This is a genomic window from Micromonospora vulcania (assembly GCF_042658605.1).
GTDB classification, from domain to species: Bacteria; Actinomycetota; Actinomycetes; order Mycobacteriales; family Micromonosporaceae; genus Micromonospora; species Micromonospora vulcania.
In genome coordinates, this window is sequence record NZ_JBHSQS010000004.1 from 101261 (window position 1) to 128206 (window position 26946).

Genomic DNA, 26946 nt, shown 5'->3' on the forward strand with positions numbered 1-26946 from the left:
AGACCGATTGACTTTCGATAGGTACCGAGCGAAACTCGATGCATGACTAGCGAGCATCGAGCGGTAGCCCCGCTCAAGGTCTTTCTCGTGCTGCTGTTCGGGGTCCTGGTCGTGTTCCAGACCCTCTCGCTGCCCGGGCAGTTCGCGCACATGGCCAAGGAGTCGCCGAACGACGCGTACCTGCGGTGGCCGCTGACGGCCGTGGCGGTGTTCTGGGTGCTGTGCGTACAGGTGGTGATCGTGGCCACCTGGAAGCTGCTCGGCCTGGTCCGCAACGACCGCATCTTCACCGAGGCGTCGCTGAAGTGGGTGGACGCGATCGTCTGGGCCATCGCCGCAGCATGGGTGGTGCTCGTGGGCGTGTTCCTCTACGTCGGGTTCAACGCGGACGACCCGGGGCTGCCGCTCCTGCTGTTCCTGTTGACGATCGGCGTCACGGTGCTGGGGCTCCTGATGGTGGTGCTGCGTGCGCTGCTGCGCCAGGCCACCACGCTGCGCGCCGACATGGAAGCGGTGATCTGATGCCCATCGTCGTCCGCATCGACGTCGAGCTGGCCAAACGCAAGATGAGCGTCGGCGAGTTCGCCGAGCGGGTCGGGCTCACCCCGGCGAACGTGGCCGTGCTCAAGAACGGCCGTGCCAAGGCCGTGCGCTTCAGCACCCTGGAGGCCATGTGCCGGGTACTCGAGTGCCAGCCCGGCGACCTGCTCGAGTGGGTCGACGAGTGACCCGCCACGGGGCCTAACCGGGGTACGACCGCCGCAGTGCCGCCACCAGCCGGTCCCGCCACTGCGGGCCGGTGCCCGGCACCCCCGGCGCCAGGTCACGCAGGTTGTCCCAGTCCACGGCCCACCTCCGTACCCGCTCCGGGGTGAAGCCGGCCGCCTCGTCACCCAACTCCTTGGCGAGGACCGAGACGACCAGATCCCACGGCACCGTGGCGTGCTCGGCGAGCAGCGTGGCGTCGTAGAGGTCCTTGCCCTGCGGATACCGGTCGGTCTCCAACCAGAGCAGCTTCCACGCCAGCGAGAGTTGCGGGCTGACCGCCCGGACCGGCACCAGGTGCTCGCCGACCGGTACGTCGACCACCTCGGGGCGCTCGGGCAACTCCTCGCCCAGAACCACGTCGACCTGCACGGTGCCGGCCGGCAGGTCCGGCGAGAGCCACGGGAACACCAACCGTCGCCCGGGAGCCCGCTCGTAGGTCCAGATGTCCTCGACCGCCACCTCGTCGGCGTCGACCAGCACCCCGGTCGGGTCCGGCGGGAATCGGCGGACCGCGTCCACCATGCCGTCGAACAGTCCGGCGGCGTCGGTCAGGGTCAGCGTCGGTGGGGTGACCACGAAGTCCAGGTCGCCGGGTTCGCGGGCCTGCTCGCCGAGCCAGGCCCGTACCAGCACGCTGCCGCGCAGCACCAGGTGCTCTCCGCAGGGCGCTGCGGCCAGGGCGGCGAGCACCGAGTACATCGCTGTCGCCCGGGCCGCCCGCCACCGCACGCCGGCGGCCGGGTCCTCGAAGACCGGCTCACCCATCGCGTACGCGTGCGGATACTGCTTCAGCGCCGGCTCGAAGACGCCGCTCTGCCAGACCCCGGGTGCCCGGGTCACCGGCTGGTAGGTGCGCGGAAAGCCCTCCGCGCCGGCCGGCTTGGCGCGCATCGTCCGCTGGTACGCGTCGACCGGCCCCCGGTACGGGTACCGGGTCACGCCGCGATCCAACCCGCGTCGATCGCCGTGTTGTCGTCGACCATCACGTACTCCTCCTCCACGCTGACGATGCGATGACCTCGGGCGCGTACCGCGTCGACCAGAGTGGCCAGCCGACGGCGCGCGGCGGCCTGCCCGACCGCGTGGCAGCGCTGGGTGACGAACCGCTCGTGCCGGCCGTCCTGCCGTTCCCGGCGGGCATTGCGGGACAGGTGCGCACCGTACGGCTCGACGGCCGCCGCCAGCCCGTCCAGTTCGGCGGCGTCGAGCAGCAGCTTGACGTGGTGCTCGAAGTAGCGTCCCGCCGGTTCCCGGGCCGCCGCCTGGTCGTCGGCCGGTACGCCGTCGTTCCACGGGGCGGCCTCGATCTTCGTCCGGATCACCTCGTACCCCTCGGCGCGTAGTGTCCGTGCCCAACCGGCCGCCAGCGCGCGTTGGGCGGCCAGAGTGCCCGAGCCGGTGCCGGTGACCATCGGTTGCGTGCGCACCGCGCCCCGGGCCAGCTCGATGTCGGTGAACTTGCACCCGTGCCGGGCTGCCAGCTCGGCCAACCGGTCGGCCGCATCGGGGACAAGGCCGTCGGGCACGGGACGCACGGTGAGGTGGATGTCGAAGTCGCCGCGCGGCTCGGTGACCGGATCGTTGAGCACGGCGGCGATGCTAGTGCGCGGCGGAATCGACGGATACCCGATTCACCGGCTCACGGGCCCTGCGAGGGTGCGTCGGGCGGAATAACGATCAAGTAACGGGCGCGAACCTTTCCGGGTGGGTGACCAGTCTTGATGGGCGTCGGCCCGCCAGGGCCAGGGGAGGCGTCGGATGAAGCTGGTGTGGAGGCGGGCCCGCGAGGCGCGGGGTCTGCTGGTAGCCGCGGTGATCGCCGCCTTGGTCGCCGTCGCGTTGGTCACCGGTTTGTCCGATTACAACCGGCGCGCGGTCGACGCCGGGCAGCGGGCGTTGGTGGCCGCCTCGCCGGCCGAGGAACGCGGGCTGTTGGTCAGTGGCGCCGGTGGGCGCGACGCCGCCGAATTCGCCACCCGGGACAAGGCGGTCCGCGCCGAGTTCACCGACGGGCTCGCCGGCGTCCCGGTCGCGGTCGCCGCGGCCCGGTACGGCACCGGCCGGGAGTTGACCGGTGACCTCGGGTCGGTGCCGCGCAGCGGCGACGAGCCGGTGTTCGCGAACATGGCCAACCTCGACGACCTGGCCGAGCACGCCGAGCTGACCAGCGGGGCATGGCCCCACCCCGGTGCGAACCCGATCCAGGTGAGCCTGCCGGAGCGCGTCGCCACCGCACTGGGCCTGAGCGCCGGCGAACGGATCCCGCTGCGCGACCGGTCCACCGAGCGGTCCAGCCAGGTGGTGCTCGCCGGCACCTGGCGGCCCCGCGACGCGGCCGACGCGTACTGGCTGCTGGCCCCCGGCGTGGGCACCGGCAGCGTCGCCTCGACCACCTCGTACGGGCCGTTCGTGCTGGACCCGGCCGACTTCGCGGCCACCTTCCCGGGCGCGGTGTCCGCGTCCTGGCTGGTCGAACCCGACCTCGCCAGCGTCGACGCGGCCGACCTGCCCGCCGTACGGGCCGCGCTGACGGGCGCCGCCACGGCGGTGCCCGAGGCCGCCGACCTGGGCACGTCGGGGCAGACGGCGACCAAGATGGAGCGGCTGCTGGACCGGATCGGTCGCGCTGACCTGGTGGGTCGCTCCGCCCTGGCCACCCCGCTGCTGCTCATCCTGGTGCTCGGTGGTTACACGCTGGTGCTGGTCGCGGCCCTGCTGCACGAGGACCGCCGCCCGCAGACCGCACTGCTGCGCGCCCGCGGCGCCGCCCGTGGGCAGTTGGCCGGCCTGGCCGCCCGCGAGGCGACGCTGGTGGTCGCCCCGGCCGTCCTGCTCGGGCCGCTGATCGCCACCGAGGCGCTGCGGTACATCCGACCCGGTGGAGCGGTGGAACTCTCCGCCTCCGGCGGCAACGTCACTCTGCTCTGGGCCGCTGCCGTGGCCACCGCGGTCGGCTGCCTGGTGGCCATGGTCGCCCCGACACTGCGCGGCTCCGGCACGTACGTGGCCGACATGGCCGCCCGCTCCCGACCGAACCGGTCCGCGAGCGTCCAGCGGGCCAGCGTCGACCTGGTCCTGGTGGCGCTCGCCGTGCTCGCCTGGGTGCAGCTACGCCGGTACGCCTCACCGCTGGCCGGCTCGGGCGGTCAACTCGGCCTGGACCCGCTGCTGGTCGCCGCCCCGACGCTCGGTGTGCTGGCCGGAGCCGTCCTGGCGTTGCGGATTCTCCCGCCGATCACCCGGTTCGCCGAGCGGTTCGTCGACCGACGGCCCTGGACGGCCACCATGTTCGGCATGTGGCAGGCCGGTCGACGTCCGCACGCCGGCCCGGTGCTGCTGCTCGCTCTCGCCGTCGGTGGCAGCACCCTGGCCTGGTCCCTGATCAGCACCGGGGAGCGGTCGCAGGTCGAGCAGGCGGGCCACACGGTCGGCGCCGACCTGCGAGTCACCGAGCGTTCCGGCTCCGCCCCGCCGACCCGGGCGGCCCAGCTCGCCGCGCTGCCGGGCGTCGACCGGGCGCTACCGGTGTGGCGCGACGAGGCGCGGGTCGGTCGGGAGGAACTTCCGGTGACCGTGATCGGCCTCGACCCGGCCAGCGCGGCCGGCGTCGCCCGGTTCAGCGACCGCCTGGCCGACGAGCCGATGTCCCAGCTCTATCAACGGCTGGTCCAGGCCCGGGGCGCTCCCGCCGGGATCGAGCTGCCCGCCGGCAGCACGGCGATCACCGGTACGGCCCGCACCCCGATGACCGGGGTCGACCCTGCCTACCGGATCGGGGTGACCCTGCTGGTCACCAGCGCCAACGGCGTCAGCTACCGGCTGCCCGCCGTGAACGCCCCCAGTGACGGCCGAGCGACACCGTTCACCGTCAAGCTGCCCGACGTCGGCGGCGCGCGGCTGCGGCTGGCCGGCCTCGAGGCCGGCGGCGGTCCGGGAGGAAGCCCGACATATCAGTTCCAGGTGAGCGGGCTGAGCGTCGTCGGCGCGGTCGGCGCTCGCCAGCCTGTCGACCTCACCGGAAGCTGGTTGGCGCTGCCGAGCGAGGACCCGGCCGAGGGCAAGCCGGCGCTCGCCACCCCGACCGGCCTGTCCGCGACGCACTCCATCGACCAGAGCTTCGACGTGCCGTGGGGATACCAGCCGCCGACGCGGCTGACCATCGTCCCCGGCGGGGAGAACGCGCCCGTACCGGTGCTGATGACCCCCGCGGCTCGTAAGGCGCTCAGCCTGCGTACCGGCGACACCGTCACCGTCGCGCTCTCCGGCGCGTCGCTGCCGATCAAGCTGGTCGGCGAGTTGGACTCGGTGCCCGCCACCACCGGCGACGGCATCCTGCTGGACCTGCCCGCCGCCGTGGACTGGCTGGTCCGTTCCAGTGGCACGCTGCGCCCGGTACCGGAATGGTGGGTCGGTGTCGACGACGGCGCGACCGCCGCCGGAGCCGCCGCCGAGTTGACCGGGGTCACCGTCCTGGACCGGAGCAAGGTGATCGAGTCGGCCGCCGAGGACCCGTACTGGCGGGGGTCGCGTACCGGAATGCTCGCCGCCGCGCTCGGTGCGGTGCTGCTCGCCCTGGTCGGCCTCGTGGTGGACGTGTGGGCCACCGCCCGGCACCGGCTCACCGAGTTCGCGGTGCTGAACACCCTCGGCGCCACGCCCCGGCTGCTGGCCCGGGCGCTGCTGGCCGAGCAGAGCTTCCTCGCCGGCATCGGGGTGGGCGTCGGGCTGCTGCTCGGTGCCGCGGTGGGGGCCACCATGGCCCCGCTGGTCATCCTCACTCCGGCCGCCGGCCGGCCGGTGCCCCCACCGACGTTCGTGTTGCCGTGGTTGCCGATCGGCGTGACCGCGGTCGGACTGCTGCTGGCGGCGCTCGCCTTCAGCGCGTTCATCGCCACCGGCATCCGGCAGCGGGTGGCGGCGGTGCAGTTGCGGATCGGGGGAGAGCGATGAGCATCGGAGCGGCCGTCCGGCGGGTCCGGACGTACGGCGGGCAGTTCCTGCTCCTGGCGGTGCTGACGCTGGTCGTCACGCTGCTGGTCAGCGGGGTTCCCCGGTTGGTCAACCGGCTCATCCAGCAGGGCCTGCAGCAGCAGTTGAGCAGCGAGCAGCCCGCCCGCCGGGACCTCACCTACACCACCGGGGACATCGTCACCGAGGCGGCGCCGGTCATGCCCAACGCCCGCCGGCAGTTCGACGACCTGGCCGGGCAGATGCCGCCGCAGGTGCGTTCGGCGGTGGCCGAGCGGTGGTACAACGTGGACGCCGCGCCGAACCGCCTGGTCGGTCCCGACCTGGCGGCCCGCAACCTGCTGGTCGACCTGGGTCTGCGAGCCCTGCCCGGCGTCCAGGAGGCGAGCACCCTGGTCGACGGGGCGTGGCCGAACGAGACGTTCGTTCCCGGCCGGCCGATCGAGGTGGCGCTCGATGCCGACGTGGCCGGCAAGCTCAACCTGCGCGCCGGCAGCCAACTGCGGATCGGCGTCGCCGATCGCAACGGCGTGCTGACGAAGGCATCGCCGGTGCTGGTCTCCGGGCTGTTCCGCCCCGTCGACCGCGCGAACGGCATCTGGGACGGGCTGCCCTCGCTGCTGCGGATCGAAGAACCGGTCGGGGACGGTCAGCCGTACGTCATCCAGGCGATCGCCGCCCCGGTGACCCTCGACAAGCGGGCCGCGGCGGGCTGGGAGGTGCGCTCCGACTGGCGTTACCGGATCAGCGGCGACCGGATCGACGCCCGTGACCTCGATCAAATGATCGACGGCCTGCAACAGATGCAACGCGACCCCAGGAACGAGCTAGCGGTGACCCTGGGCGTCGATGTTCCGCTGCGCGCCTTCGCCGCCCAGGTGCACGCCGCCCGGACGCTGTTGGCGGTGATCTCGGCCGGTGTGCTGGCCACCCTGGCCGGGCTCGTCGTGCTCGCGGCCATCCTCGCCGCCCGGCGGCGCCGCGCCGAGTTCATCCTGCTGCGCGCCCGGGGCGGCGCGGCCACCGCCGGTGCCCGGCGCAGCCTCGCCGAATCGCTGCTGGTGGTGCCGATCGCCGCCGTGCTGGGCTGGTGGCTGGGCACCCTCTTCCCGGGTGCCCCGGACCCGACGGCGCTGTACGCCGTCGGGGCGGCCGTGCTGGTCACCCTGGCACTACCGCTGGCCACGCTGGCGGTGCCGGTCGGCGGCTCGTCCCGCCGCGACCTGGTCCGGGTACGCCCGTCCGCCCGCCGGCTCACCGTCGAGGTCTCCCTGCTGCTGCTGGCCGGGCTCGCCGTGGTGCTGCTGCGTCGACGCGGCCTCACCCTCGGCGAGGTGGACCCGCTGCTGGTGGCGGTGCCGGTGCTGTTCGCGATCGGCGCGGCGGTGCTCGCGCTGCGCGCGTACCCCTGGCCGTTGCTGCTGGTCAGCCGGCTGGCCGCGCGGACCCGGGGGAGCGTGACCTTCCTCGGCACCGCACGGGCCGGCCGGTCCGCCGTCGCCGCGCCACTCGTCGTCGTGGTGCTGGCGATCGGGACCGCCGCGTTCTGCGGGGTGGTCGCCGCCGGTGTCGACGCGAGCCGGGACCGGGCCGCCGAGCAGGCGGTGCCGGCCGACGCGCTGATCCGGGGCGAGCGCTTCGCTCCGGACACCGTCGACGAGCTGCTCCGCGTGCCCGGGGTGCGGGCCGCCACCCGGGTGCTGAACGGGCCGGCCGACCGGCTGGCCACCGACGACCTCGGCACCGACGCGCGGATCGGTCAGGCCGAGGTACTGCTGATCGACGGCCCGGGGCTGGCCGGGGTCACCCGGGAAGCCGGCGTGGACCTGGCGATACCGCCGGTGCTGCGTACCGCCCGGGCCGAGTCGGGGCCGCTGCCCGCGATCGTCTCCCCGGCGGTCGCCGCCGACCTGGCCCGTGCCGGGCTGGAGGGCTCGGCGTTCATCGCCGTACAGGGCCAGCGGTACGAGTTCCGGGTGGCCGACACCGCGGAGAGTTTCCCGCTGCTGCCCGGGAACACCAGCCGATTCGTCATCCTGCCCTGGCAGGCGCTGCCCACCCGGACCACCGTTCCGGTTCCGACCAGCCTGCTCGTCGCCGGGGACCGGTTGAACGCCGAGGCGCTGCGCGAGGCCGGGGACCAGGGTCAACTGCGCTACCAGAAGACCGGGGCGGTGACCGGCAAGGAACGGCCGATCGGCGCGACGGTCGACACCCGAGCCGACGTTCGACAGGCACTGGGTGACGGCGGCGCGAACGGGGTGCTGGCCTTCGGGTTCGTGGCCGGCGCCGTCGGCGGCACCGTACTCGGGCTGCTGGCCATCGCGTTCACCGTGCTGGCCGGCGCGCGGGCCCGGGGCCAGGTGCTGTCCCGGCTGCGCACCCTCGGCCTGTCCCGCAGGCAGTGGCGTGGACTGCTGCTGGTCGAGTTGACCCCGCTGGTCGGGGTGTCGGTGCTGACCGGCGCGTTGGTCGGGGCGGTGCTGCCCCTGCTGCTCAACCCGGTGCTCGGCCTGTCCGCGTTCACCAGCGGCATTCCGGTCCGGGTGGCCTTCGAGCCCGGTCTGGTCGTCGCGGTGCTCGCGCTCGGGGCGGTCGCCCTCGGCTTCGCGGTCACCGTCGAGGCACTGAACAACCGCCGGCTGCGCCTCGGTGAGGTGCTCCGGCTCGGAGAGGAGAGCTGAGATGACCGCTACTGCGGAGACTTCCGTGGTGCCCGACCTGGCCGCCCTGCAACGGCGGGCCGCGCAACGCGCCGCCGAACGGGCCGGCGGTCAGGACCGGCTGCGTGGGCACATCGTCTGTGACGGCCTGGTGCGCATCTTCAAGACCGAGGGGGTGGAGGTGGTCGCCCTGCAGGGGCTCGACCTGGTCATCGACCGGGGCGAGCTGGTGGCGATCGTGGGCGCCTCCGGCTCGGGCAAGTCGACGCTGCTCAACATCCTGTCCGGACTGGACACCCCGACCGCGGGGATCGCCCGGGTGGCCGACTACGACCTGCTCTCGTTGTCGGCCCGGCGGCGGCTGAGCTACCGGCGGGAGCTGGTCGGGTTCGTCTGGCAGCAGACCGGCCGCAACCTGCTGCCGTACCTGACGGCTCTGGAGAACGTCGAGCTGCCGATGCAGCTCGCCGGCAAGCGCTCCCGGCGGGCCCGGCGCGAGCGGGCCCGGGAGCTGCTCGACATGGTCGGGGTGGGCTACTGCGCGGATCGCCGGCCGGGGCAGCTCAGCGGCGGCGAGCAGCAGCGGTGCGCGGTGGCGGTGGCCGTGGCCAACGACCCGGAGGTGCTCTTCGCGGATGAGCCGACCGGTGAGCTGGACGAGGCGACCGGCGCCGACGTCTTCGGTGCGCTGCGCACCATCAACGCCGAGCTGGGCGTGACCATCGTGGTCGTCACCCACGACCAGGCCGTGGCCACGCAGGTCCGCCGGACCGTCGCGATCCGCGACGGCCGAACCGCCTCCGAGGTACGCCGGACCGCTCGGATCGGCGCGGACGGCAACACCGAGCTGGTCAGCGAGGAGTACGCGGTGCTCGACCGGAACGGCCGGATGCAGCTCCCGGCCGCCTTCGTCGACGCGCTGTCGCTGAAGGACCGGGTACGGCTCGATCTGGAGCCGGACCATGTGCAGGTACGGCCCGGTGACCGGGCCTCGGACGGGCAGGAGGCGCGGGCATGAGCCAGCGGGACATGGTGGCGACGGGAGCGACCAGCTTCGTGGGTGTCGCCGGGGCCGACGGGCTCGCCCAGGCCGGGCCGGCCCGCGACGAGGTGGTCCGGGTCAGCGGTGTGAGCCGGACCTTCGGTCGCGGCGAGCATGCCGTGCACGCGGTGCAGGACGTCTCGTTCAGCGCCCGGCGCGGCGAGCTGGTCGCCATCCGGGGCCGCTCGGGCGCCGGCAAGACCACGCTGCTGAACCTGATCGGCGGCCTGGACCGGCCGGACAGCGGACAGGTGGTGGTGGCCGGGCACGAGGTGACGGCGGCCGGTGAGGCGGAGCTGTTGCGCCTGCGCCGGGGCACCGTCGGCTTCGTGTTCCAGACCTTCGGGCTGGTGCCGATCCTCTCCGCCGCCGAGAACGTGGGGGTGCCGCTGCGGCTGGCCCAGGTGCCGGCCGCGGAGCGGGAGCAGCGGGTCGCGGTTCTGCTGGAGCTGGTCGGCCTGGGTGGGCACGCGAGCCAGCGCCCGTACGAGCTCTCCGGCGGGCAGCAGCAGCGGGTCGCGGTGGCCCGTGCGCTGGCCAACGAGCCGGATCTGCTCATCGCCGACGAACCCACCGGCCAGCTCGACTCCGAGACGGGTAGGTCGATCATGGACCTGCTGCGCGCGGTGGTGCACGCCCGTGGCATGACGGCCCTGGTGGCGACGCACGATCCCGCCCTGATCGACCTCGCCGACCGGGTGCTCAGCCTTCGGGACGGTCGCCTGGTCGACGCCTGACAGCGCGGGTGTAGGGGCGGGCGGTCAGAGCGGGAGCTTCATCCCCTCGTGGCTCGCGACGAAGCCGAGGCCCAGATAGAAGCGGTGTGCGTCGGCGCGGGTCTTGTCCGTGGTGAGCTGCACCAGGGCGCAGCCCCGGGCGCGGGCCTGGTCGATGGCCCAGGTCATCAGCTCCCGGCCGAGCCCCTGGCCGCGTCGGTCGGAGCGGACCCGGACCGACTCGATCAGGGACCGCTCGGCGCCGTGCCGGCCGAGCCCGGGGATGTAGGTGATCTGGAGGCAGCCGACCAGCTCACCGGCCTGCTCGGCGACGATCAGCTGGTTGCGGGGGTCCGCGGTGATGGCCGCGAACGCCCGCTCGTACGCCTCGTCGACCTCGGTGAAGTCGCGGGCCTTGCCCAGGACGTCGTCGGCGAGCAGGGCGATGACGTCGGGCAGGTCCGACCGGACCGCCTCCCGGTAGATCACGTCGGTCATGCCGGTGAGCCTGGCACAGCGACGTCGGCCGATGGAGGCCGGCGAGTTGATCGGCGGTGGTTGACGGCAGCGGGCAGCATGGGTCGGCATGGAGGTTCTGCTGCTGCCATTCCGGTGGATCTACCGGGCGTTGGTGTGGTTCGCGAACTCACCCCGCACGCTGATCACCTCGTACCTGCTGATGATCGTGGTGGCGGGGATCATCTACGGCGAGGTCGAGGCGCGTAGCCCGGCCGATGCCGTCTGGTGGGCGGTGGTCACCGCCTCGACCGTCGGGTACGGCGACATCTCACCGACCACCTGGGCGGGCCGTACGCTCGCCGCGCTCCTCATCTCGACCATGGTGCTGCTGGTCATCCCGCTGATCACCGCGCACTTCGCCAGCCGGCTCATCGTCGACGACAACGCCTTCGAACATGAGGAGCAGGAGCAGCTCAAGGCCGACGTGCGCCGGATGCGGGCACTGCTGGAGGAGTTGGCCACCCGGCAGGGGATCGAGCTTCCGCCGCTGCCACCGGCGGACCGCGCGGTCAGCGGGCCGGGCAGCGCAGCCCCTCCCTGGGAACGGTCAGGTCGAGCAGGTAGGCGTCGACGGCAGCAGTGATGCAGGAGGTCTGCGGGTAGGCGGTGTGCCCCTCGCCCTCCCAGGTGAGCACCCGACCGACGCCCAGCATCGAGGCGAGCCGGCCGGTCTGTTCGTAGGGCGTCGCCGGGTCGCCGGTGGTGCCGACCACCACGATCGGCGGGGCGCCGGCCGCCCGACCGGTCGGGTACGGGTCGCGGCTGCCCGGCCACTCGACGCAGCTCAGCATGCCGACCGCGAGCGCCGGACCGAACAACGGGTATTTCGTGCGCCACTGCGACTGCAACTGGCGGATCTGCTCCCGGCTGGGCTTCTCAGTCTCGTCGGCGCAGTTGATCGCCAGGTTGGCGTCGAAGAGGTTCGAGTAGTGCCCGTCGTCCTCCCGGCCGGCGTACGCGTCGGCGAGCCGGAACACGTCCTTCGGGTCGCCCTCGGCCAGCCGGTCGATCGCCCGGGCCAGCTCCTGCCAGCCGGCCTCGGTGTAGAGCGAGGAGATGACCGCGTAGAAGACCCAACCGGCGGTGGCCTCGCGGCCGTCGTCGCCGCGTACCGGAGAGACCTTGGCCTTGTCGATCGCCGTGGTGACCGCGGCGCGTGCGTCGGGGGCGATCGGGCAGCGGGCGGCGTTCGCCGTGCACCAGCTGGCGAAGTTGTCGAAGGCCCGCTCGAAGCCCCGCGCCTGGCTCTCCGAGCCGGCCACCAGGCGTTGCTGCGGGTCGACCGCGCCGTCGAGCACCAGCGCCCGCACCCGCTGCGGGTAGAGCTGGGCGTAGGTCGCGCCGAGCAGCGTGCCGTAGGAGTAGCCCAGGTAGGTGAGCTTGTCGTCGCCGACGGCGGCGCGGACCGCGTCCATGTCCCGGGCGGCCTGCTCGGTGCCGTAGAGCGGCAGTTGGTCGCCGTACCGGTCGCCGCAGCCGCGCCCGATCCGCTGGCTGAGCCCGACGAAGCCGTCGAACGCCGACTGGCTGGCTGGGTCCGGGTCGTAGCCGAAGCTGGCGTCCAGATCGCCGTCCGAGATGCACTTGACCGGGCTGGACCGGGACACCCCGCGCGGATCGAAGCCGACGATGTCGAAGCGGTCGGTGATCGCGGCGGGCAGCCCGCCGAACTGGGGGCCGAAGGACAGGTAGACGGCCGTGTCGACGCCGGACCCGCCCGGGCCGCCCGGGTTGACCACCAGTGAGCCGACCCGGTCCCGCTGCTTCGTGGACCGGGCCCGCAACAGGGCGATCTCGAAGGTCTGCCCGACGCCCGGGCCGGCGGTCGCGCCGCCGCCGGTGCCCCAGTCCCGTGGCACCGCGATCCGGGTGCACTCGTAACGCATGTCCGGCGCACTCCGCCCGACCAGGTCCTCGGCCACCTCCGGGCAGGCCCGCCAGGTCGGCGAGCTGCCGACCGGCGCCGCCTCGCCCTGCACCTCGGTACGCGGCGCGAACGCCGGCAGGGTGCAGCCGGCGGTGAGCAGTGCCGCGACGGCGAAGCCGACGAGACTACGGCGCAACCGGCGACTGATCGCCATCCGAGGTTGGTCGGCGGAGCGGGTCACGTGGTCCTCCGAAGTGGTGTGGACGGCCAGGCTACGCCGGGCCGGTGGCGGTGCCGCCGACGGTGACCGTCGGGTCGCCGCGCAGCACTTGGTCCACGTCGAAGCGCACCGGGCGGTCGAGCTGGTCGTAGCGGCAGGAGCGGGGATCGCGATCCGGCCGCCATCGGACGAACTGGGCGGTGTGCCGGAAGCGCTCACCCTCCATCGCGTCGTAGCCGACCTCGACCACCAGTTCCGGGCGCAGCGGCTCCCACTCCAGGTTCTTGGTGCCGGTCCACCGGCTCACTCCGCCGGGAATGCGTTGGCCGCGCTCGTGGTCGCCGTGCACCCACGGGTGCTCGCCGCCGGTGTCCCGGTAGGGCGCCAGCTCGTCCAACAGCTCGGCGCGGCGGGCCATGCTGAACGAGGCGCTCACCCCCACGTGGTGCAGCAGCCCCGCGTCGTCGTAGAGGCCGAGCAGCAGCGAGCCGACCACCGGGCCGGACTTGTGCCACCGGAAGCCGGCGACCACCGCGTCCGCCGTGCGGGCGTGCTTGACCTTGAACATCAGCCGCTTGCCCGGCTCGTACGGCAGGTCGGCCGGCTTGACGATCAGGCCGTCCAGCCCGGCGCCCTCGAAGACCTCGAACCAGCGGCGCGCGGTCTCCGGATCGGTGGTGACCTGGGTGACGTGCATCGGCGGGCGGACCCCGGCCAACGCCTCGACCAACCGCTCGCGGCGGCGCGGGTAGGGCTCGTCGAGCAGAGCCTCGTCGCCGATGGCCAGCAGGTCGAAGGCGACGAAGTCGGCCGGGGTGGTCTCGGCCAGCAGCTTCACCCGGGACGCGGCCGGATGGATGCGCTGGGCCAGCAGCTCGAAATCCAGCCGCGGCTGCCCGTCCGGGCCGTCCCGCCGGATCACGATCAACTCGCCGTCGACCGCGCACCGCTCGGGTAGCTGCCGGCGGGCCTGCTCGACGACCTCCGGGAAGTAGCGGGTCATCGACTTGCCGCCCCGGCTGGACAGCTCCACCTCGTCGCCGTCGCGGAACACGATGCACCGGAACCCGTCCCACTTGGGCTCGTAGGTCACCCCGGGCGTGGTGGGCAGCTTGGGGACGCTCTTGGCCAGCATCGGCTCGACCGGAGGATTGATCGGCAGGTCCACGGCGACCAGTCAATCAGACGGCACCGACAGTCGTGAGGCAGATCACCGTGGGCGCGGCGGCGGCGTGTCCTCCTACGCGCTGCTCGTCCCGACCGGGCGAATCAAATAACCCCAGGTCAGAGCTATTTTCGCGAGGTGTCCGAGTGGGTCTGTGACTGCTGCGGGCGGTGGCGGGTGAGCATCGAGCTGATCCGGGGCCGCTACCGCTATCGGCTGACCCGCCGCTACCCGCAGCGGTTCGGAGGCGGCCGGAACGTGCTCGGTGAGGTCGGGTCGGTGCCGGAGTTGGAGGAGCTGCTGCGCCGGCGTACCCCGCTCAGCCTGGCCGACCTGCGCGAGGCCGCCTGACCCGGCGCGGCGGGTACGGGTGGTGTACGGACGTGCGCCACCGGGTACCAGCCTGAAACCATCCACTGAGGAGGGTTGATGGCCGACCTGTTGACCTCGAACCTGCTGATCAAACGGCGGCGTTGAACGCTGGTGTCACACTGCTCGCGGCGGCGTCGTCCGCACCCGTGGGGTGCCGAGCGGCATGCCGGGGAGGGGACGCAATGCGGTTCGAAGCCGATACGGAGATCGCCGCCGACGCCGAACAGGTCTGGGCGGTGCTGGTCGACGTGCAGCGCTGGCCGGAGTGGACGGCCTCGGTGAGTCGGGCTGAGCGGGCTGAGCCGGGGCCGCTCGCCGTCGGCGCGACCGCCCGGTTGACCCAGCCGAAGCTGCGGCCGGCGGTGTGGCGGGTCACCGACCTGACCGAGGCACGGGAGTTCGCCTGGGTCTCGGACACCCCGGGGGTGCGTACCCGAGGCGAGCATCGGCTGCTGCCGCTGCCCGACGGTCGCACCCGGGTCGAGCTGGCCATCGTCCAGTCCGGGCCGCTGGCCGTGCCGATCGGCTGGCTGTACGGCGGACTGCTGCGCCGCTACGTACGGCTGGAGGCCGACGGGCTCAAGCGTCGGTGCGAGCAGGGCTGACGGCCGGCTTCTCCAGCACGGCCAATTGGATGCCGTTCGGGTCCGGCCGGTGCGCCACGATCCGGTAGCCGTGCCCCTCGTACAGCCGCAGGTTGCGGGCGCTGGCCGCGCCGGTGAACAGGGTGAACCGGGCCACCCGACCGGTGCAGGCCGCTTCGATGGCGGTGAGCAGCCGTCCGCCGAGCCCTCGTCCCTGCTGATCCGGAGCGACCGACAGCCGCCCGACGTGCGCGGTGTCCCCGTCCAGGTGGGCCCGTACCGAGCCGACCAGCCGGTGCCCCAGCCGGGCGGCGAGCACGATGGTCGGCCCGCTCAGTACCGCGCGGACCTCGTCCAGCGTCTCGGTCAACGGCGGCAGGAACGGATCGGCGTAGTGCTGCGCCTCGGTCAGGTACGCGGCCCGCTGCACGGTGAGGATCTCGCCAGCGTCCGCGACACCGGCCGGGACGATGGTCGCCTCGACGTTCATCCAGGCAGCACACCACAGCGGGCGCCGGCACCGCCCGGCGGGCCGGCCGTACGCTGACCACTGGACCGGGACGAGGGAGAGCCGTGGCGGACGTGACGTACCCGGAGGTGGGACGGACCCGACACGGGCCGCTGCCCGGCGGATACCACCACCTGCGCCACCGTTACCCCCTCCCGGCCGGCAGCTTCGACACCGCGGCCGAGGCGGTGCTGAGCTGGCGGCTGCACCGCGCGGCCGGTGTGCGGATGCGCACCGACGCCGCACGGGCCACCGAGGGGGCCCGGGTGACCGTCGGCCTGGGCGTCGGCCCGGCCCGCATCTCGGGGGCCTGCCAGGTGATCTGGAGCGAGGACTCCCCACGGCTCGCCGGCTTCGGCTACGGCACCCTGCCCGGGCACCCCGAGCGGGGGGAGGAGGCGTTCGTGGTCGGCCGCGACGACGCCGACGCGGTCTGGTTCGAGGTACGCGCGTTCAGCCGCCCGGTCCGCTGGTTCACCCGCGCCGCCGGCCCGGCCGCCCGGGGCGTGCAGCACGCGTACGCCTGGTGGCTGGGTCGCACGCTGCGCCGGCTCTGCGCCGACGGCTGATCGTCGGCGCTGCTCAGAACCGGGCGAACGAGCGGATCGGGGCGCGCGGGCCGTACTTCGGCGCCTGGATGCCGGCGGCCTCCAGCAACAGACACACCCGGCCGCGGTGGCCCCGGAACGGCTCCAGCAGGGCCAGCATCCGGGCGTCGTCGCCTCTCGGCTCGCCGGCGAGCGCCCAGGCCACCGTGTTCGGCACGTGGAAGTCGCCGACACTGACCGCGTCCGGGTCGCCGTACGCGATCCGGACCACCTCGGCGGCGGTCCACGGCCCGATGCCGGGTACGGCGACCAGCCGGCGGGTGGCCTCGGTGGCGTCGGCGCAGCGCTCCAGCCGGTCGGCGAGTGCGGCGGCGCGGCGCAACGTGTCGGCCCGGCGCTGCTCGACCCCGAACGGGTGGAACACCCAGTACGGGGTCGCGGCGATCGCGGCGGCCTCGGGAGGCAGCAGCAGCGGTTGCAGCGGACCGGGCGCCGGCTCGCGGAAGTGCCGCACGGTCGCCGCGTACGCCCGGTACGCCTCCTTGCCGGTGACCTTCTGCTCGAAGATCGCGCGCAGCAGCCGGGGGAAGACCTGGCCGGTGCTCGGCATCCGCAGCCCGTGGTGCTCCCGCGCCAGCCGGGCGACCAGCGGGTGGGTCGCGGCCAGCTCGGCGAAGCCGCCCAGGTCGTCGCGCAGCCCCGCGATCGCGTCCGCCCGGGCCAGCACGTGCTCGGCGCCCGGCCCGTAGCCCTCGGCGATCAGCTCCCCGCCAGCCGGCCGCAGGGCCAGCGTGGCCGGCCCGTCCGGGGTGCGGGTGGCCCACCAGAAGGTGCCGGCGGCGATGCGCGCGCACGGATCGTATGGACTGAACGTGAGCCCGCGAACCGACGCGGCCAGCCGGTAGCCGGTCGGCGGGTGCAGCACCCGGGTCGCGGCGGGCTCGGTCTCGGTCACCCCACCACTCTGCCAGGTCGCGCTGGGCCCCGAGGACTGCAGTACCGGGTGGGCAGCCGCTTGGGGAGAAACGTGAGGACACGTTCAGTCGGCCGTACGGTGCTGTCGCATTGCCTGATCGGCCAGGAATCTTCCGGCGAATCGGGGCACAACATCCTTATGTGACGATGTCTGGTGGTTCAGGTATCCATCGTGTGGTTGTTTGATGTCCCGCAGGTGAACGTGCTAGTCCGGGCCGCCTGCGGCGGCCACCGTTCTCGCCGGTACGGGAGAGCGCGAGCCGGCCCGGAGATCGGTGCCCGCCGACACCCCGCGACAGCGCGGCACCCGGCCGGCGCCAGATCGTCTTGCAGTGCCAACGGGGATCTGTGGAAAGGCATGCAGTGATGGCTGCACAAGTGTGTGTCGAGTTGGTGCGACCCGAGTTCCGCGCGGCTACGACCCGACAGAGTTGACGGTGGCCGCCGATCAGGTGGTCGTTCCGATCGAACGGCCCGGCGCATGATCGCCCTGAAGATCTACCGACTCCTGCCGAAGCCCGTACGCCGACGGCTGATCGACCTGCTACCGGCGAACCGCCGGATCAGCATGGTGCAGGCACTGGTCAAGACCGGTGGCGGCGACACCGTCCGGGCACCTGGCTCGCTGGTGTCGGTGACCGACGGCGGCGTACGCCAGCAGGCCGAAGTGGTGATCGCGGCGACGCCGTTGCAGATGTGGCACCGCAACCTGACCGCAGTGACGACCGCGTTGGAGTCGGCCGGCGTCGACTACCACTGCCTGCGCAACGACAACCCGCTGCGCAGTTCGGTCGCCGTCCTCGCGGACCAGCGGGCTGCCGTCCAACGGCTGCTGCGTACGGCGCCGGCCCTGTCCGGTGCACAGACCCGTGCGGTCGAGCTCCCGCCCGCCCGGCACGACGCGAAGGCCGTTCCGGCCGAGATCCTCCAGGTGTGGTTCTCGGTGACCGACCCGCGGGCGACCGCGGTGCTGGGTGCCGCCTTCGCCTGTGAGATCGAGTTCTGGACGCGGCATGGCGACGTCGTGCGCGCGCCCCGGCACAATCCCGTGGTCGACGAGGCCCCCGCCGAGGCGGCGCCGGTCCGCGTCGCGGCGGCACTGATCAGCCACTTCGTGCCGGAGGCGGACGAACGCGCCTACCGCACCCGTCGAGACCTCGCCGTCCGCTCCCCGGACCGGGTGGGCTTCCCGATCGACGCCGTCTACACCTGGGTGGACGGCGCCGACCCGGAGTGGCTGCGGCGCAAGATGGCGGCGCTCGGCACGCCGGACGGGCCGCTGCACGCCATCGCGGCGAACACCTCCCGCTACCACAACCGCGACGAGCTGCGGTTCTCGATGCGTTCGCTGTACAGCTACGCGCCGTGGGTACGCCGGATCTTCCTGGTCACCGACAGTCAGCTGCCGAGCTGGCTCGACCCGGACCACCCGCTGGTCACGGTCGTCCCGCACCGGGAGCTGTTCGCCGACCTGGGTGGGGTGTCGTCGTTCAACTCGCATGCCATCGAATCGAGGCTGCACCGGATCGACGGGCTGGCGGAGCAGTTCCTCTATCTGAACGACGACGTTTTCCTCGGCCGGCCGCTGCTGCCGACGCACTTCTTCCACGCCAACGGCGTGGCCAAGTTCTTCCCGTCGCCGGCGCAGTTCGCGCTCGGCGATCCGTTGCCCACCGACGCGCCGGTGAACGCCGCCGGAAAGAACAACCGCCGGCACATTCAGCGCAAGTTCGGCGTCACCATCACCCAGAAGATGAAGCACACCCCGTTCGCGTTGCGCCGCAGCATCATGCAGCACATCGAGGAGGTGCTGCCGGAGGAGGTGGCCAAGACGGCCGGGCACCGGTTCCGCCACCACGGTGACCTGTCCATCCCGTCGTCGCTGCACCAGTACTGGGCGTACCTGACCGGGCAGGCGGTGCCTGCGGAGATCGACTACGAGTACGCCGACCTCGGTCATCCGTCCACGCCGGCCCGATTGGCCGAGCTGCTCCGTCGTCGTGACCGCGACGTGTTCTGCCTCAACGACACCGACTCCGATCCGGCCACGCTCGCCACCCAGGAGCAGATGCTGGCCGACTTCCTGCCGCGTTACCTGCCCTTCCCGGCACCGTTCGAGCTGCCGGCGGATCAGGTGGCCGCGCGCAGGGGGCGAGGGGCCAGCGCGCTGTGGCGGGAGAGCGGGGGTGAACGACGGCGCATCCAGCAGCCGGCCCCGGGCACCACGGTCATCCTGGAGATTCCGCCGACGGCGAGGCGTGCAACGTGGCCCCCGCAGACCCGCCGGGGGAAGTGACGTGACGTCCGAGCACGGTGGTTGGGACACGCTGCGGCGGGCAATTGGTCGCCGAGTAGCGGTGCTGCGCCGACACGTCCGGCAGCCCGCGGGCGGGCCCCGGTCCATGGCGGTGCTGGCGCACCAGGACGACGACCTGTACTTCCTGAATCCGTTGCTCGCCAGCCAGTTGCGACACAGCGAGGCGCACCTGAGCGTCTGCCTGACCACCGGCGAGTCGGACGGGCGTAACGCCCGGAACGGCTCCGCGGCGCACGCCGCGCTGCCGGTGGATTTCGAGGGCTTCGCCGCCGCTCGGTTCAACGGGCTCCGCTCGGCGTACGGGGACATGGTCGTCGGTGACCGGGACGCCCAGTGGTACCGCGAAGCGATCACCGTAGGCCCGGGCCTGGAGGCGGAACTCTCGACGCTGGTCGACGCGCCACAGATCCAGCTCGTCGCGCTCAACCTCTGGTGCCTGCCGCCCGCGGGCTCTCCGGCCGACGCCGGTACGCTGCCGCTGCTGTGGACCGGCGAGGCCGCCCACACACCCACCATGGTCCCGCTCGGCTCCCCGGTCTCCGGGACGTTCGACTATTCCCGGGAGAACGTGATCGAGGCGTTGCTGCACCTGCTGCGCAGCTTCAAGCCGACGTTGTTGTGGACGATGGACCCGGATCCCGACCTGCTGCTGCACGACAAGGCGAACCCGCAGTACGCCGACACCGGCGACGCCTCCGATCACATCTTCCACACCGTCACCGGTCTGTTCGCCCAGGAGGCGGCCCGTTGGTGGTTCGCGGAGGGCGGCGGCAGGGCCACCTCCGTCGAGGCGTTCCGCGGCTACTACGTCCGCCGGTGGCCGTCCAACCTCAGCCCCGAGGGACGGGCACTCAAACAGCGGTACAAGGACACCTACGGTTGGGCTGACGGCCGTCCCGCCGACGGTCCCGTCGGCCACGGCGACCGCAAGGTCGGTGGCGACCCGATCGGTAGCGGGAACGCGTCCGGCACCACGTTGCGCTATCCCGGTTCGCGGGCCTGGGCGGCGCCGGGTGCGAACGGTCGGTTGTCGGCGTTCGCGGTACTGGGCGGCCGGGTGGTCCACTGGCGGGAGACCAGGTCCGGCGAGTTCGCCCCGGGTCGGGCGGCCCCCGGCACCCGGCTCCTGCCGCACGTCAGCGCGTTGGCCGTGCCGGACGGCGGCTGGCGGCTGTTCGCGGTGCGGCAGGGCCTCACCGCGGAGCCCGATCGGCACGTCCGGGACGTATGGACGATCGTGCTGCCACCCCAGGGCGAGTACACGGACGTGTGCTGGCAGTCGCTCGGCAACCCCAACCAGCGGAGCGCCCCGGCGAAGCGGCGGCACATCGGCATGCCACAGGCTGTCGCCCTGGCGGGCGGCCGCATCCTGCTGCTCGCCAGGAACGCCGGCAAGGGACTCAGCGGCCGGCTGTACGACGGGACGTCCTGGAGGCCGTGGCAGGACCTGGGCGGTCGGGACACGCAGGACGGGCTGACCGCGGTCGCGCTCGACGACCACACCGTCGAGGTGCTCGCCGCGGGGCGCACCGGGATCGCCCGTTGGTTGGTCTCCGTGCCGGAGCTCACCGCCGAGTACGCGCTGCTGGAAACGGTGCCGCCGGCGGGCCCGCCGGCCGTGGTGCGGCTGCCCGACGGTGCTCGGCTGCTCCTGTTCCGACGGCCCAACTCCGCCTCGGTGGTGTCGTACCGCACCCGGGGCGCCGGACGGGACTGGGACCTGTCGACGGCCGCCGACCTCGGCGGTCACGGCGGTCCCGGCCCGCTGACCGCCCAGTTCGTGCCGGGCGCGGGCGCGGTCCTGTTGGCGGTCCGGGACGACTCGTCCGGCTCCAGCGTCACCTGGCTGGACCCGGACCAGTCGACGCCCTGCCAATGGCTGCGCGAGTCGACGCCGATCGTCGGTGGCCATGCCGTCCCGGTGAACGACGCCGGCAAGGCAACCGTGCTGGCGGTGTCGACGGCAGGCGGCCTCCTCGCCCTGCGACCGGACCGGTCCCGAACGTCCCTGACCTCGATGAAGGAAGTGCCGTGAACCACATGCCGGCGGTACCGCAACAGCCGGTCGCGCCATCCGGGGCCATCGACGCGGCCCGGTCCGTGCCGCCGAGTCGTATCCCGGGCGACGTGCCCGACCTGCGCGAGGTTCTGGTCGACGGCGGACGTCGCAGCGCGTACGTGCATGCCGACCTCACCCCGCTGTTGGGTCGTCAGCTCAACGTCGACGCGGTGAGCCGGGCGCTCGACGAGCACGGGGTGGACTACTTCCTGGTCCGCGGCATGGACGACCGGACTCCGGTGATCGGCGTCAGTGAGGTCGATCGGGTTGCCGCGCTGAGCGCTCTGGAGAAGCTCGGCGGGCTCGAGACCTGCTACGTGAGTCAGGTGCTGCCCCGGCCCCCGATCGTCGGGGGGCTGAGGGACGCGTCGGAGGCGCCGGCCTGGACCGAGCTGTACGTCGCGCAGGCGATCAAGCTGACCTGGTTCCGCGTCGACCCGAGCCTCAAGCTGATCCTGGGCCCGACGTACGGCTGCGAGATCGAGTTCTGGAAGCCGGACCGGGCCGCCGGCGTGCTGCGCGCCCCCCGGCGGAACCGGATGATGGGTGCGGTGGCGCTGAACGGTACGCCGGTGCAGGTGGGCGAGCACCGGCTGACCCGGCTCGCGTCTCCGGCGAAGCGCTATCCGACCCGGCGTAGCCGCCCGGAGTTCGACCGGCTGCTCCCGGACGACATCGACTTTCCGATCGACGTGGTCTACACCTGGGTGGACGGCGCGGATCCGCAGTGGCAGCAACGCCGCGCGGGAATCCGCGGCGAGTCACTGCACGCCGAGGCGGCCAGCGAGTCGCGGTACATCAACCGCGACGAGCTCAAGTATTCGCTGCGGTCGCTGCACCTGAACGTCCCGTGGGTCCGCAACATCTACATCGTGACCGACCACCAGCGGCCAGCCTGGCTCGACCTGAGCGCCGGCAACATCTTCCTGGTCAATCACGAGGAGATCTTCGCGGCCCCGGACGCTCTGCCCACCTTCAACTCGTGCTCCATCGAGAGCCAGCTGCACCGCATCGACGGGCTGGCCGAGCACTTCCTCTACCTCAACGACGACATGTTCTTCGGTCGTCCGCTGGCGCCGCAGACGTTCTTCCTCGCCAACGGCAACACCAAGTTCTTCCTGTCGCAGAACCGGATCGCGCTCGGCGAGAAGACCGAGCTGGACAGCCCGGTGGACGCGATGATCAAAAACAACCGGGCGCTGATCGAGAAGCGGTTCGGTCGGACCCTCACCCAGGGCAGCCAGCACGTGCCCTATCCGCTGCGCCGCAGCATCCTGGCCGAGATCGAGCGGGAGTTCCCGATCGAGCACGATGCCACCATGCGCAGCCGTTTCCGCAGCGCCGACGACCTGACCATCACGTACTCGCTGCACCACTACTACGCGTTCCTGACCGGCCGCGCCCTGCCTGGCCACGTCAACTACGGCTACGTCCAGCTCGCGGTGCCCGACCTCGAGGCGCGGCTGCGGCGGGCGGAGGCACGGCGGGACTGGGACACGTTCTGCATCAACGACGCATTCTCGACGTTCGCCCAGCTGCAACACCAGATGAGCATCCTCGAACCGTTCATGGAGGCGTACTTCCCGGTCCCGAGTCCGTACGAGCTGAGGACCTCCGGGTGAAGTTCGCCTTCCTGATCCACAACATGTACGGCGTCGGCGGTACCAACCGGGCCGTGCTGAACCTGGCGACCGCCCTGGTCGGCCAGGGGCACGGGGTGGAGATCGCCTCCGTGTTCCGTCGGGTCGATCGGCCGATGTTCGCGATCGACGATCGCATCGCGCTCGTGCCGCTCGTCGACACCCGACCGCGGCGCCCCGACCGCGCCGATCCCCAGCACCGCGAACCGTCCCTGCTGGTGCCCGAGAGCGAGGAGTTCCACACCCAGTACAGCCGACTCACCGACGAGCGGATGATCGGGTATCTGCGTTCGACCGGAGCCGACGTGGTCGTCGGTACCCGTCCGGGGATCAACCTCGTGGTGGCCCGGCACGGCCCCGACCACGCGGTCCGGGTGGCGCAGGAGCACATGACGCAGGACCTGATCGACGACGCGCTGAAGGACCACATCCGGCTCTCGTACGATCGGATCGACCTGGCCTTCACGGTGACCGAGGCGGACGCCGCCGCCTTCCGAACCGGCAATCCGGTGCCGCACACCCGCGTCCTGGCGCTGCCGAACAGCGTTCCCCTGCCTACCGTGGCGCCCTCCGGCCGGGACAACCGGATCGTGGTCACGGCCGGGCGGCTCGACCCGATCAAGCGGTACGACCGGCTCATCGCCGCCTTCGCGCGGGTCGCCGGCGACCACCCGGACTGGAAGCTGCGGATCTACGGTGACGGCCCACAGCGCCCCGCGCTGGCCGCACAGATCCGCGAGTTGGGGATGGCCGACCAGGTCCAGTTGATGGGCCGGCGCGAGGACATGGCGACCGAGTGGGTCAAGGGATCGATCGCGGCGGTCTCCTCCGAGCGTGAGTCGTTCGGCATGACCATCGTGGAGGCGATGCGCCTCGGTCTCCCGGTCGTCAGCACCGACTGTCCGGTCGGGCCCCGCGAGATCATCCAGCATGGAGTCGACGGTCTGCTGGTCCCGATGGACGACATCGACGCGTACGCGGCGGCGCTGCGGTCGTTGATGCGCGATGAGGGCCTCCGGGCCCGGCTGGCCCAATCGGCACTGGCGAACGCGGCGCGGTTCGATCCGGAGACGCTCGCCGACGACTTCGCCCGCCAGTGCGCCGCTGTGCTGGCCGAGCGGGGCCCGGCACCCGCCGAGTCCGTGCGGTCCAAGCGGTCGGTTCAGGGGCCGCAGTTCGCCCGGTCGGTGTTGACCCGTGGCGGTGAGCTGATCCGGGAGCCCGATCTGGCCCGGCTACTGGGTGACCCGGTTCTGCGCGGGATCGCCGGCAACGATCTGGCCCGCCGGGCGAGCATGGGGGCGCTGACCCGCCTGGCCCGCATCCGGCAGGCACGGGCCACCTCGGCCCGCTTGCAGAAGGCGATCCGACGACGGATCGCGGCCCCGGCCGGCGGGCCGGCGGTGGACTGCCTGGTGTTGCCGGATCACGGCCTCAGCTGGCGGCTCGACGTGCCGGGGCTCGCCGCCGGGGCGCATCTGCTGCTGCGTGACCGGGACACCGGGCACAAGGTTCGGGTTCCCCTGGACGCGCGGGACGATCTGGCGTACCAGGTGGGGGTCCTGCCCGCGGACGCGTTGCCGGAGGGCCGCTGGAACGCGTACCTCCAGCCGCTCACGGGGGCACGCGTACGGCTGCGGCCGAACCAGATCGACACCCGGGTGCTCGCTGGCGGTTATCGACCGGTGGACGACCTGGCCCGCGCCCACGGGGTCCTGTCACACCTGCCGTACCGCACGGTGGACGGGTTCCTCGCGGTGCGCAGTTGGGTGCGGGAGGAGCATGCCGAGGTACGGCGGATCGCACTCAGCGGTGAGCGGGTGTCGATCGACGTCGCCTGGTGTGGCCCCGGCGTTCCGGAGCAGGCCGTACTGCGCCGCCGCGGCCATCGCGAGGGCGCGGTCCGCATGCCGGTGGTGCGAAAGCGCAACGGCCACCTGCGGATCGACGTGGCCGTCGACGAACTGGCCGCACATCGGCTGGGCCGTTACGAGGACTGGGATCTGTGGCTGTGCCAGGCCGGCACGGACCGCGAGGTCCGGTTGGGTCTGCTGGTCGATGACGTGATCGACAAGAAGCTCGTCTACAACTATCCCGAGATCTATCTGGTGGACGAGCCGGGACTGGACCTTGTCGAGGAGGACCCGGCGCCGGTGCTGCGAGTCCGCCCGTACTACACCCGCGACAGCGAGCTGTCGATCGTCGTCGTCGACCGTCCGTGAGCGCGGACGCAGGGAAGGACATGCGGTGACCGATTCGAAGCCCACACCGGCGGACCCGCCCCGGGCCTTGGCCGAACCCTCCGGGCTGGTCGAGGTCTACCGGAGGGTCCTGAGCCCGCAGACCCGCCGCGCCATCGCCACCAAGGTGAGCCCGCGGGCCCGGCACCAGTTGAAGCAGTGGGTCGCCCGGGCGGCACGCGACGGTCAGCTGTCCGAGCGTCGGGGCGAGCGGCTGGCCCGCCGTCAGCCGGAGTTGGTCGCCGGCGGGGACCGGGTGGTCGTCACGGCCGACCGGGGGCCCCGGGTGGCCCGGACCGCCGCGGCGGTCACGCCGTTGCGGGCGCGGCTGGAGAACCTCAGCGCCGTGACGGCGGCGCTCGACGAGGCCGGCGTACCCCATTTCCGGGTCCGCGGCGAGTCCCAGCGTTCCTCGGTGGTCGCCGTCGACACCGCCCACCGCACGCGGGCGTACGCCGCACTCGCCGCCGCCTGCGGTCGGGTCCCCGGCTACGTCTCGGTGCCGAACGGGCAGCCGGCAGCCGGGTTCGAGCCGAAGACCTGGGACCGCCTTGCGGACGCCCCGGTGCTCCGGCTGACCTGGTACTGGACCGATCCCCGGCGTCGGCTGGTGCTGGGGCAGGCGTACGGCTGCGACGTCGAGTTCTGGACCCGGTCCGGCGGCACACTCGTCGCGCCGCGTCCCAACCCGGTGGCCGAGCAGGTGCTGGCATCGGCGCCGGCGGTCCTCGTACCGGAGTCGCGGTTCACCGGCCTGGAGCCCGCCACCGCCACGGCGACCGCCTGGACCTGCCCGGAGTTCGCGGCGCCCCGCCCCGGCGACGTCGCGTTCCCGATCGACGTGGTCTACACCTGGGTCGACGGCGCCGACCCGGCCTGGCTGCGCCGTCGGGCCGAGGTGGCCGGTGTGCCGTACCACGCCGAAGCGGCCAGCGCGGCCCGGTTCCTCAGTCGGGACGAGCTGCGCTACTCGCTGCGGTCACTGCACCTGTTCGCGCCCTGGGTGCGGCACGTCTACCTGGTGACCGACGACCAGGTGCCGGCCTGGTTGGACGAGTCCGCACCGGGGCTGCGGGTGGTCAGCCACCGGGAGATCTTCACCGACCCGTCGGCGCTGCCCACCTACAACTCGCACGCCATCGAGAGCCAGCTGCACCACATCGACGGGCTGGCCGAGCACTTCCTGTACTTCAACGACGACGTCTTCCTCGGCACCGAGGTGCTGCCGCAGGACTTCTTCCTGGCCAACGGCATCTCCCGGTTCTTCCCCTCACCGGCGCTGGTGCCGCCCGGCCCACCGTCGGCCGAGGACATCCCGTCGTCCGCGGCCGGAAAGAACAACCGGGCGTTGATCGCCGAACGGTTCGGCACCGTGCTGACCCAGAAGATGAAGCACATGCCGCACGCGCTGCGCCGCAGCGTTCTCCAGGAGATCGAGCAGACGTTCCCGGAGCCGTACCGCCGGACCGCGGGCAGCCAGTTCCGCAGCATGGGTGACCTGTCGGTCGCCTCGTCGCTGCACCACTACTACGCGTTCCACACCGGCCGTGCGGTGCCGGGGGACCTGCTCTACACGATCGCCGAACTGTCCCATCCGGACACGCCGGCCCGGCTGGCCCACCTGCTGGCCCGCCGGGACCGACAGGTTTTCTGCCTCAACGACGCGTTCTCCGTCGAGCAGGACCTCGTCGGCCAACTGGCCCTGCTCACCCCGTTCCTGGACACGTACTTCCCGGTGCCCAGCCCGTGGGAGCGGACCTGAGGTGACACCGGCC

At 72.5% G+C, this 26946-nt stretch carries 22 protein-coding genes; 15 read left to right on the forward strand and 7 right to left on the reverse strand.

Annotation, left to right across the window (positions count from 1 at the left end; translation table 11 throughout):
* The first annotated feature begins 42 nt into the window (after positions 1–42).
* Together ACFQGL_RS07445 and ACFQGL_RS07450 are read left to right on the forward strand one after the other, a co-directional pair.
* Positions 43–522 (forward strand): DUF2975 domain-containing protein, encoded by a 480-nt coding sequence (locus ACFQGL_RS07445; RefSeq protein ID WP_377507452.1) that lies wholly within the window; start codon positions 43–45, stop codon positions 520–522.
* On the forward strand, positions 522–728 hold the full coding sequence (locus ACFQGL_RS07450) for a helix-turn-helix domain-containing protein (protein WP_120783492.1): 207 nt from the start codon (positions 522–524) through the stop codon (positions 726–728). Before ACFQGL_RS07445 ends, ACFQGL_RS07450 begins: the two co-directional genes overlap by 1 nt.
* Before the next feature lie 13 nt (positions 729–741).
* Here ACFQGL_RS07450 and ACFQGL_RS07455 read toward each other — a convergent pair whose 3' ends face one another.
* Both ACFQGL_RS07455 and ACFQGL_RS07460 read right to left on the reverse strand, forming a co-directional pair.
* A complete protein-coding gene (locus ACFQGL_RS07455) occupies positions 742–1707 on the reverse strand; it encodes a nucleotidyl transferase AbiEii/AbiGii toxin family protein (protein ID WP_377507456.1) in 966 nt (321 codons plus the stop codon).
* Complete coding sequence (locus ACFQGL_RS07460) at positions 1704–2357, reverse strand: hypothetical protein (protein ID WP_377507459.1); 654 nt, start codon at positions 2355–2357, stop codon at positions 1704–1706. Before ACFQGL_RS07460 ends, ACFQGL_RS07455 begins: the two co-directional genes overlap by 4 nt.
* A 169-nt stretch (positions 2358–2526) precedes the next feature.
* On the opposite strand from ACFQGL_RS07460, the gene ACFQGL_RS07465 reads away from it, so the two are divergent.
* From ACFQGL_RS07465 to ACFQGL_RS07480, 4 genes are read left to right on the forward strand one after another with little or no spacing between them, the layout of a single operon-like run.
* Positions 2527–5718 carry an FtsX-like permease family protein gene (locus ACFQGL_RS07465; RefSeq protein ID WP_377507462.1) on the forward strand — a complete coding sequence of 1064 codons (3192 nt, stop codon included), beginning with the start codon at positions 2527–2529 and terminating at the stop codon, positions 5716–5718.
* On the forward strand, positions 5715–8420 hold the full coding sequence (locus ACFQGL_RS07470) for an FtsX-like permease family protein (RefSeq protein WP_377507465.1): 2706 nt from the start codon (positions 5715–5717) through the stop codon (positions 8418–8420). Before ACFQGL_RS07465 ends, ACFQGL_RS07470 begins: the two co-directional genes overlap by 4 nt.
* A 1-nt stretch (position 8421) precedes the next feature.
* Entirely contained in the window at positions 8422–9417 is a 996-nt protein-coding gene (locus ACFQGL_RS07475; RefSeq protein ID WP_377507468.1) for an ATP-binding cassette domain-containing protein, read from the forward strand.
* Entirely contained in the window at positions 9414–10178 is a 765-nt protein-coding gene (locus ACFQGL_RS07480) for an ABC transporter ATP-binding protein (RefSeq protein WP_377507471.1), read from the forward strand. Before ACFQGL_RS07475 ends, ACFQGL_RS07480 begins: the two co-directional genes overlap by 4 nt.
* Before the next feature lie 24 nt (positions 10179–10202).
* Here ACFQGL_RS07480 and ACFQGL_RS07485 read toward each other — a convergent pair whose 3' ends face one another.
* Positions 10203–10655: a GNAT family N-acetyltransferase gene (locus tag ACFQGL_RS07485; protein ID WP_377507474.1), complete on the reverse strand. Its 453-nt coding sequence runs from the start codon at positions 10653–10655 to the stop codon at positions 10203–10205.
* Positions 10656–10743: 88 nt separating this feature from the next.
* Here ACFQGL_RS07485 and ACFQGL_RS07490 point away from each other — a divergent pair, with 88 nt between their 5' ends.
* A complete protein-coding gene (locus ACFQGL_RS07490; protein ID WP_377507477.1) occupies positions 10744–11259 on the forward strand; it encodes a potassium channel family protein in 516 nt (171 codons plus the stop codon).
* Here ACFQGL_RS07490 and ACFQGL_RS07495 read toward each other — a convergent pair.
* Together ACFQGL_RS07495 and ACFQGL_RS07500 are read right to left on the reverse strand one after the other, a co-directional pair.
* Entirely contained in the window at positions 11186–12757 is a 1572-nt protein-coding gene (locus ACFQGL_RS07495) for an alpha/beta hydrolase (protein ID WP_377508353.1), read from the reverse strand. The genes ACFQGL_RS07490 and ACFQGL_RS07495 overlap by 74 nt on opposite strands.
* A gap of 58 nt (positions 12758–12815) precedes the next feature.
* Positions 12816–13931, reverse strand: a complete 1116-nt coding sequence (locus ACFQGL_RS07500; RefSeq protein ID WP_377507480.1) for an ATP-dependent DNA ligase — start codon at positions 13929–13931, stop codon at positions 12816–12818.
* 135 nt (positions 13932–14066) lie between these two features.
* On the opposite strand from ACFQGL_RS07500, the gene ACFQGL_RS07505 reads away from it, so the two are divergent.
* Both ACFQGL_RS07505 and ACFQGL_RS07510 read left to right on the forward strand, forming a co-directional pair.
* Positions 14067–14279, forward strand: coding sequence for a hypothetical protein (locus tag ACFQGL_RS07505; protein ID WP_377507483.1), 213 nt, complete (start codon positions 14067–14069; stop codon positions 14277–14279).
* Between the two features lie 203 nt (positions 14280–14482).
* Positions 14483–14905 (forward strand): SRPBCC family protein, encoded by a 423-nt coding sequence (locus ACFQGL_RS07510; protein WP_377507486.1) that lies wholly within the window; start codon positions 14483–14485, stop codon positions 14903–14905.
* Here the strand turns inward: ACFQGL_RS07510 and ACFQGL_RS07515 are convergent.
* On the reverse strand, positions 14880–15374 hold the full coding sequence (locus ACFQGL_RS07515; RefSeq protein WP_377507489.1) for a GNAT family N-acetyltransferase: 495 nt from the start codon (positions 15372–15374) through the stop codon (positions 14880–14882). The two genes, ACFQGL_RS07510 and ACFQGL_RS07515, sit on opposite strands and share 26 nt — an antisense overlap.
* Before the next feature lie 83 nt (positions 15375–15457).
* On the opposite strand from ACFQGL_RS07515, the gene ACFQGL_RS07520 reads away from it, so the two are divergent.
* Positions 15458–15961, forward strand: a complete 504-nt coding sequence (locus tag ACFQGL_RS07520) for a DUF1990 family protein (protein ID WP_377507492.1) — start codon at positions 15458–15460, stop codon at positions 15959–15961.
* A 13-nt stretch (positions 15962–15974) separates the two neighbouring features.
* Here the strand turns inward: ACFQGL_RS07520 and ACFQGL_RS07525 are convergent, their stop codons facing one another.
* The gene (locus ACFQGL_RS07525) at positions 15975–16895 is read right to left on the reverse strand and encodes a DNA-3-methyladenine glycosylase family protein (protein WP_377507494.1); all 921 of its coding nucleotides are present in this window, start codon (positions 16893–16895) and stop codon (positions 15975–15977) included.
* Between the two features lie 501 nt (positions 16896–17396).
* On the opposite strand from ACFQGL_RS07525, the gene ACFQGL_RS07530 reads away from it, so the two are divergent.
* From ACFQGL_RS07530 to ACFQGL_RS07550, 5 genes are read left to right on the forward strand one after another with little or no spacing between them, the layout of a single operon-like run.
* Positions 17397–19211, forward strand: coding sequence for a stealth family protein (locus ACFQGL_RS07530; protein ID WP_377507497.1), 1815 nt, complete (start codon positions 17397–17399; stop codon positions 19209–19211).
* Position 19212: 1 nt separating this feature from the next.
* Positions 19213–21267, forward strand: a complete 2055-nt coding sequence (locus tag ACFQGL_RS07535; RefSeq protein WP_377507500.1) for a PIG-L family deacetylase — start codon at positions 19213–19215, stop codon at positions 21265–21267.
* 5 nt (positions 21268–21272) lie between these two features.
* Positions 21273–22913, forward strand: a complete 1641-nt coding sequence (locus tag ACFQGL_RS07540) for a stealth family protein (RefSeq protein WP_377508356.1) — start codon at positions 21273–21275, stop codon at positions 22911–22913.
* On the forward strand, positions 22910–25153 hold the full coding sequence (locus ACFQGL_RS07545; protein WP_377507503.1) for a glycosyltransferase: 2244 nt from the start codon (positions 22910–22912) through the stop codon (positions 25151–25153). Before ACFQGL_RS07540 ends, ACFQGL_RS07545 begins: the two co-directional genes overlap by 4 nt.
* A gap of 25 nt (positions 25154–25178) precedes the next feature.
* Positions 25179–26933, forward strand: coding sequence for a stealth family protein (locus tag ACFQGL_RS07550; RefSeq protein ID WP_377507506.1), 1755 nt, complete (start codon positions 25179–25181; stop codon positions 26931–26933).
* The last annotated feature ends 13 nt before the right edge of the window (positions 26934–26946 follow it).

Bases quoted from the DNA above. Each gene is read 5' to 3' on its own strand.
- ACFQGL_RS07515 (WP_377507489.1), bottom strand. From the start codon at position 15,374: ATGAACGTCGAGGCGACCATCGTCCCGGCCGGTGTCGCGGACGCTGGC.
- ACFQGL_RS07465 (WP_377507462.1), top strand. From the start codon at position 2,527: ATGAAGCTGGTGTGGAGGCGGGCCCGCGAGGCGCGGGGTCTGCTGGTA.
- ACFQGL_RS07495 (WP_377508353.1), bottom strand. From the start codon at position 12,757: ATGGCGATCAGTCGCCGGTTGCGCCGTAGTCTCGTCGGCTTCGCCGTC.
- ACFQGL_RS07445 (WP_377507452.1), top strand. From the start codon at position 43: ATGACTAGCGAGCATCGAGCGGTAGCCCCGCTCAAGGTCTTTCTCGTG.
- ACFQGL_RS07540 (WP_377508356.1), top strand. From the start codon at position 21,273: ATGCCGGCGGTACCGCAACAGCCGGTCGCGCCATCCGGGGCCATCGAC.
- ACFQGL_RS07510 (WP_377507486.1), top strand. From the start codon at position 14,483: ATGCGGTTCGAAGCCGATACGGAGATCGCCGCCGACGCCGAACAGGTC.
- ACFQGL_RS07480 (WP_377507471.1), top strand. From the start codon at position 9,414: ATGAGCCAGCGGGACATGGTGGCGACGGGAGCGACCAGCTTCGTGGGT.
- ACFQGL_RS07530 (WP_377507497.1), top strand. From the start codon at position 17,397: ATGATCGCCCTGAAGATCTACCGACTCCTGCCGAAGCCCGTACGCCGA.
- ACFQGL_RS07450 (WP_120783492.1), top strand. From the start codon at position 522: ATGCCCATCGTCGTCCGCATCGACGTCGAGCTGGCCAAACGCAAGATG.
- ACFQGL_RS07470 (WP_377507465.1), top strand. From the start codon at position 5,715: ATGAGCATCGGAGCGGCCGTCCGGCGGGTCCGGACGTACGGCGGGCAG.
- ACFQGL_RS07475 (WP_377507468.1), top strand. From the start codon at position 8,422: ATGACCGCTACTGCGGAGACTTCCGTGGTGCCCGACCTGGCCGCCCTG.
- ACFQGL_RS07490 (WP_377507477.1), top strand. From the start codon at position 10,744: ATGGAGGTTCTGCTGCTGCCATTCCGGTGGATCTACCGGGCGTTGGTG.
- ACFQGL_RS07485 (WP_377507474.1), bottom strand. From the start codon at position 10,655: ATGACCGACGTGATCTACCGGGAGGCGGTCCGGTCGGACCTGCCCGAC.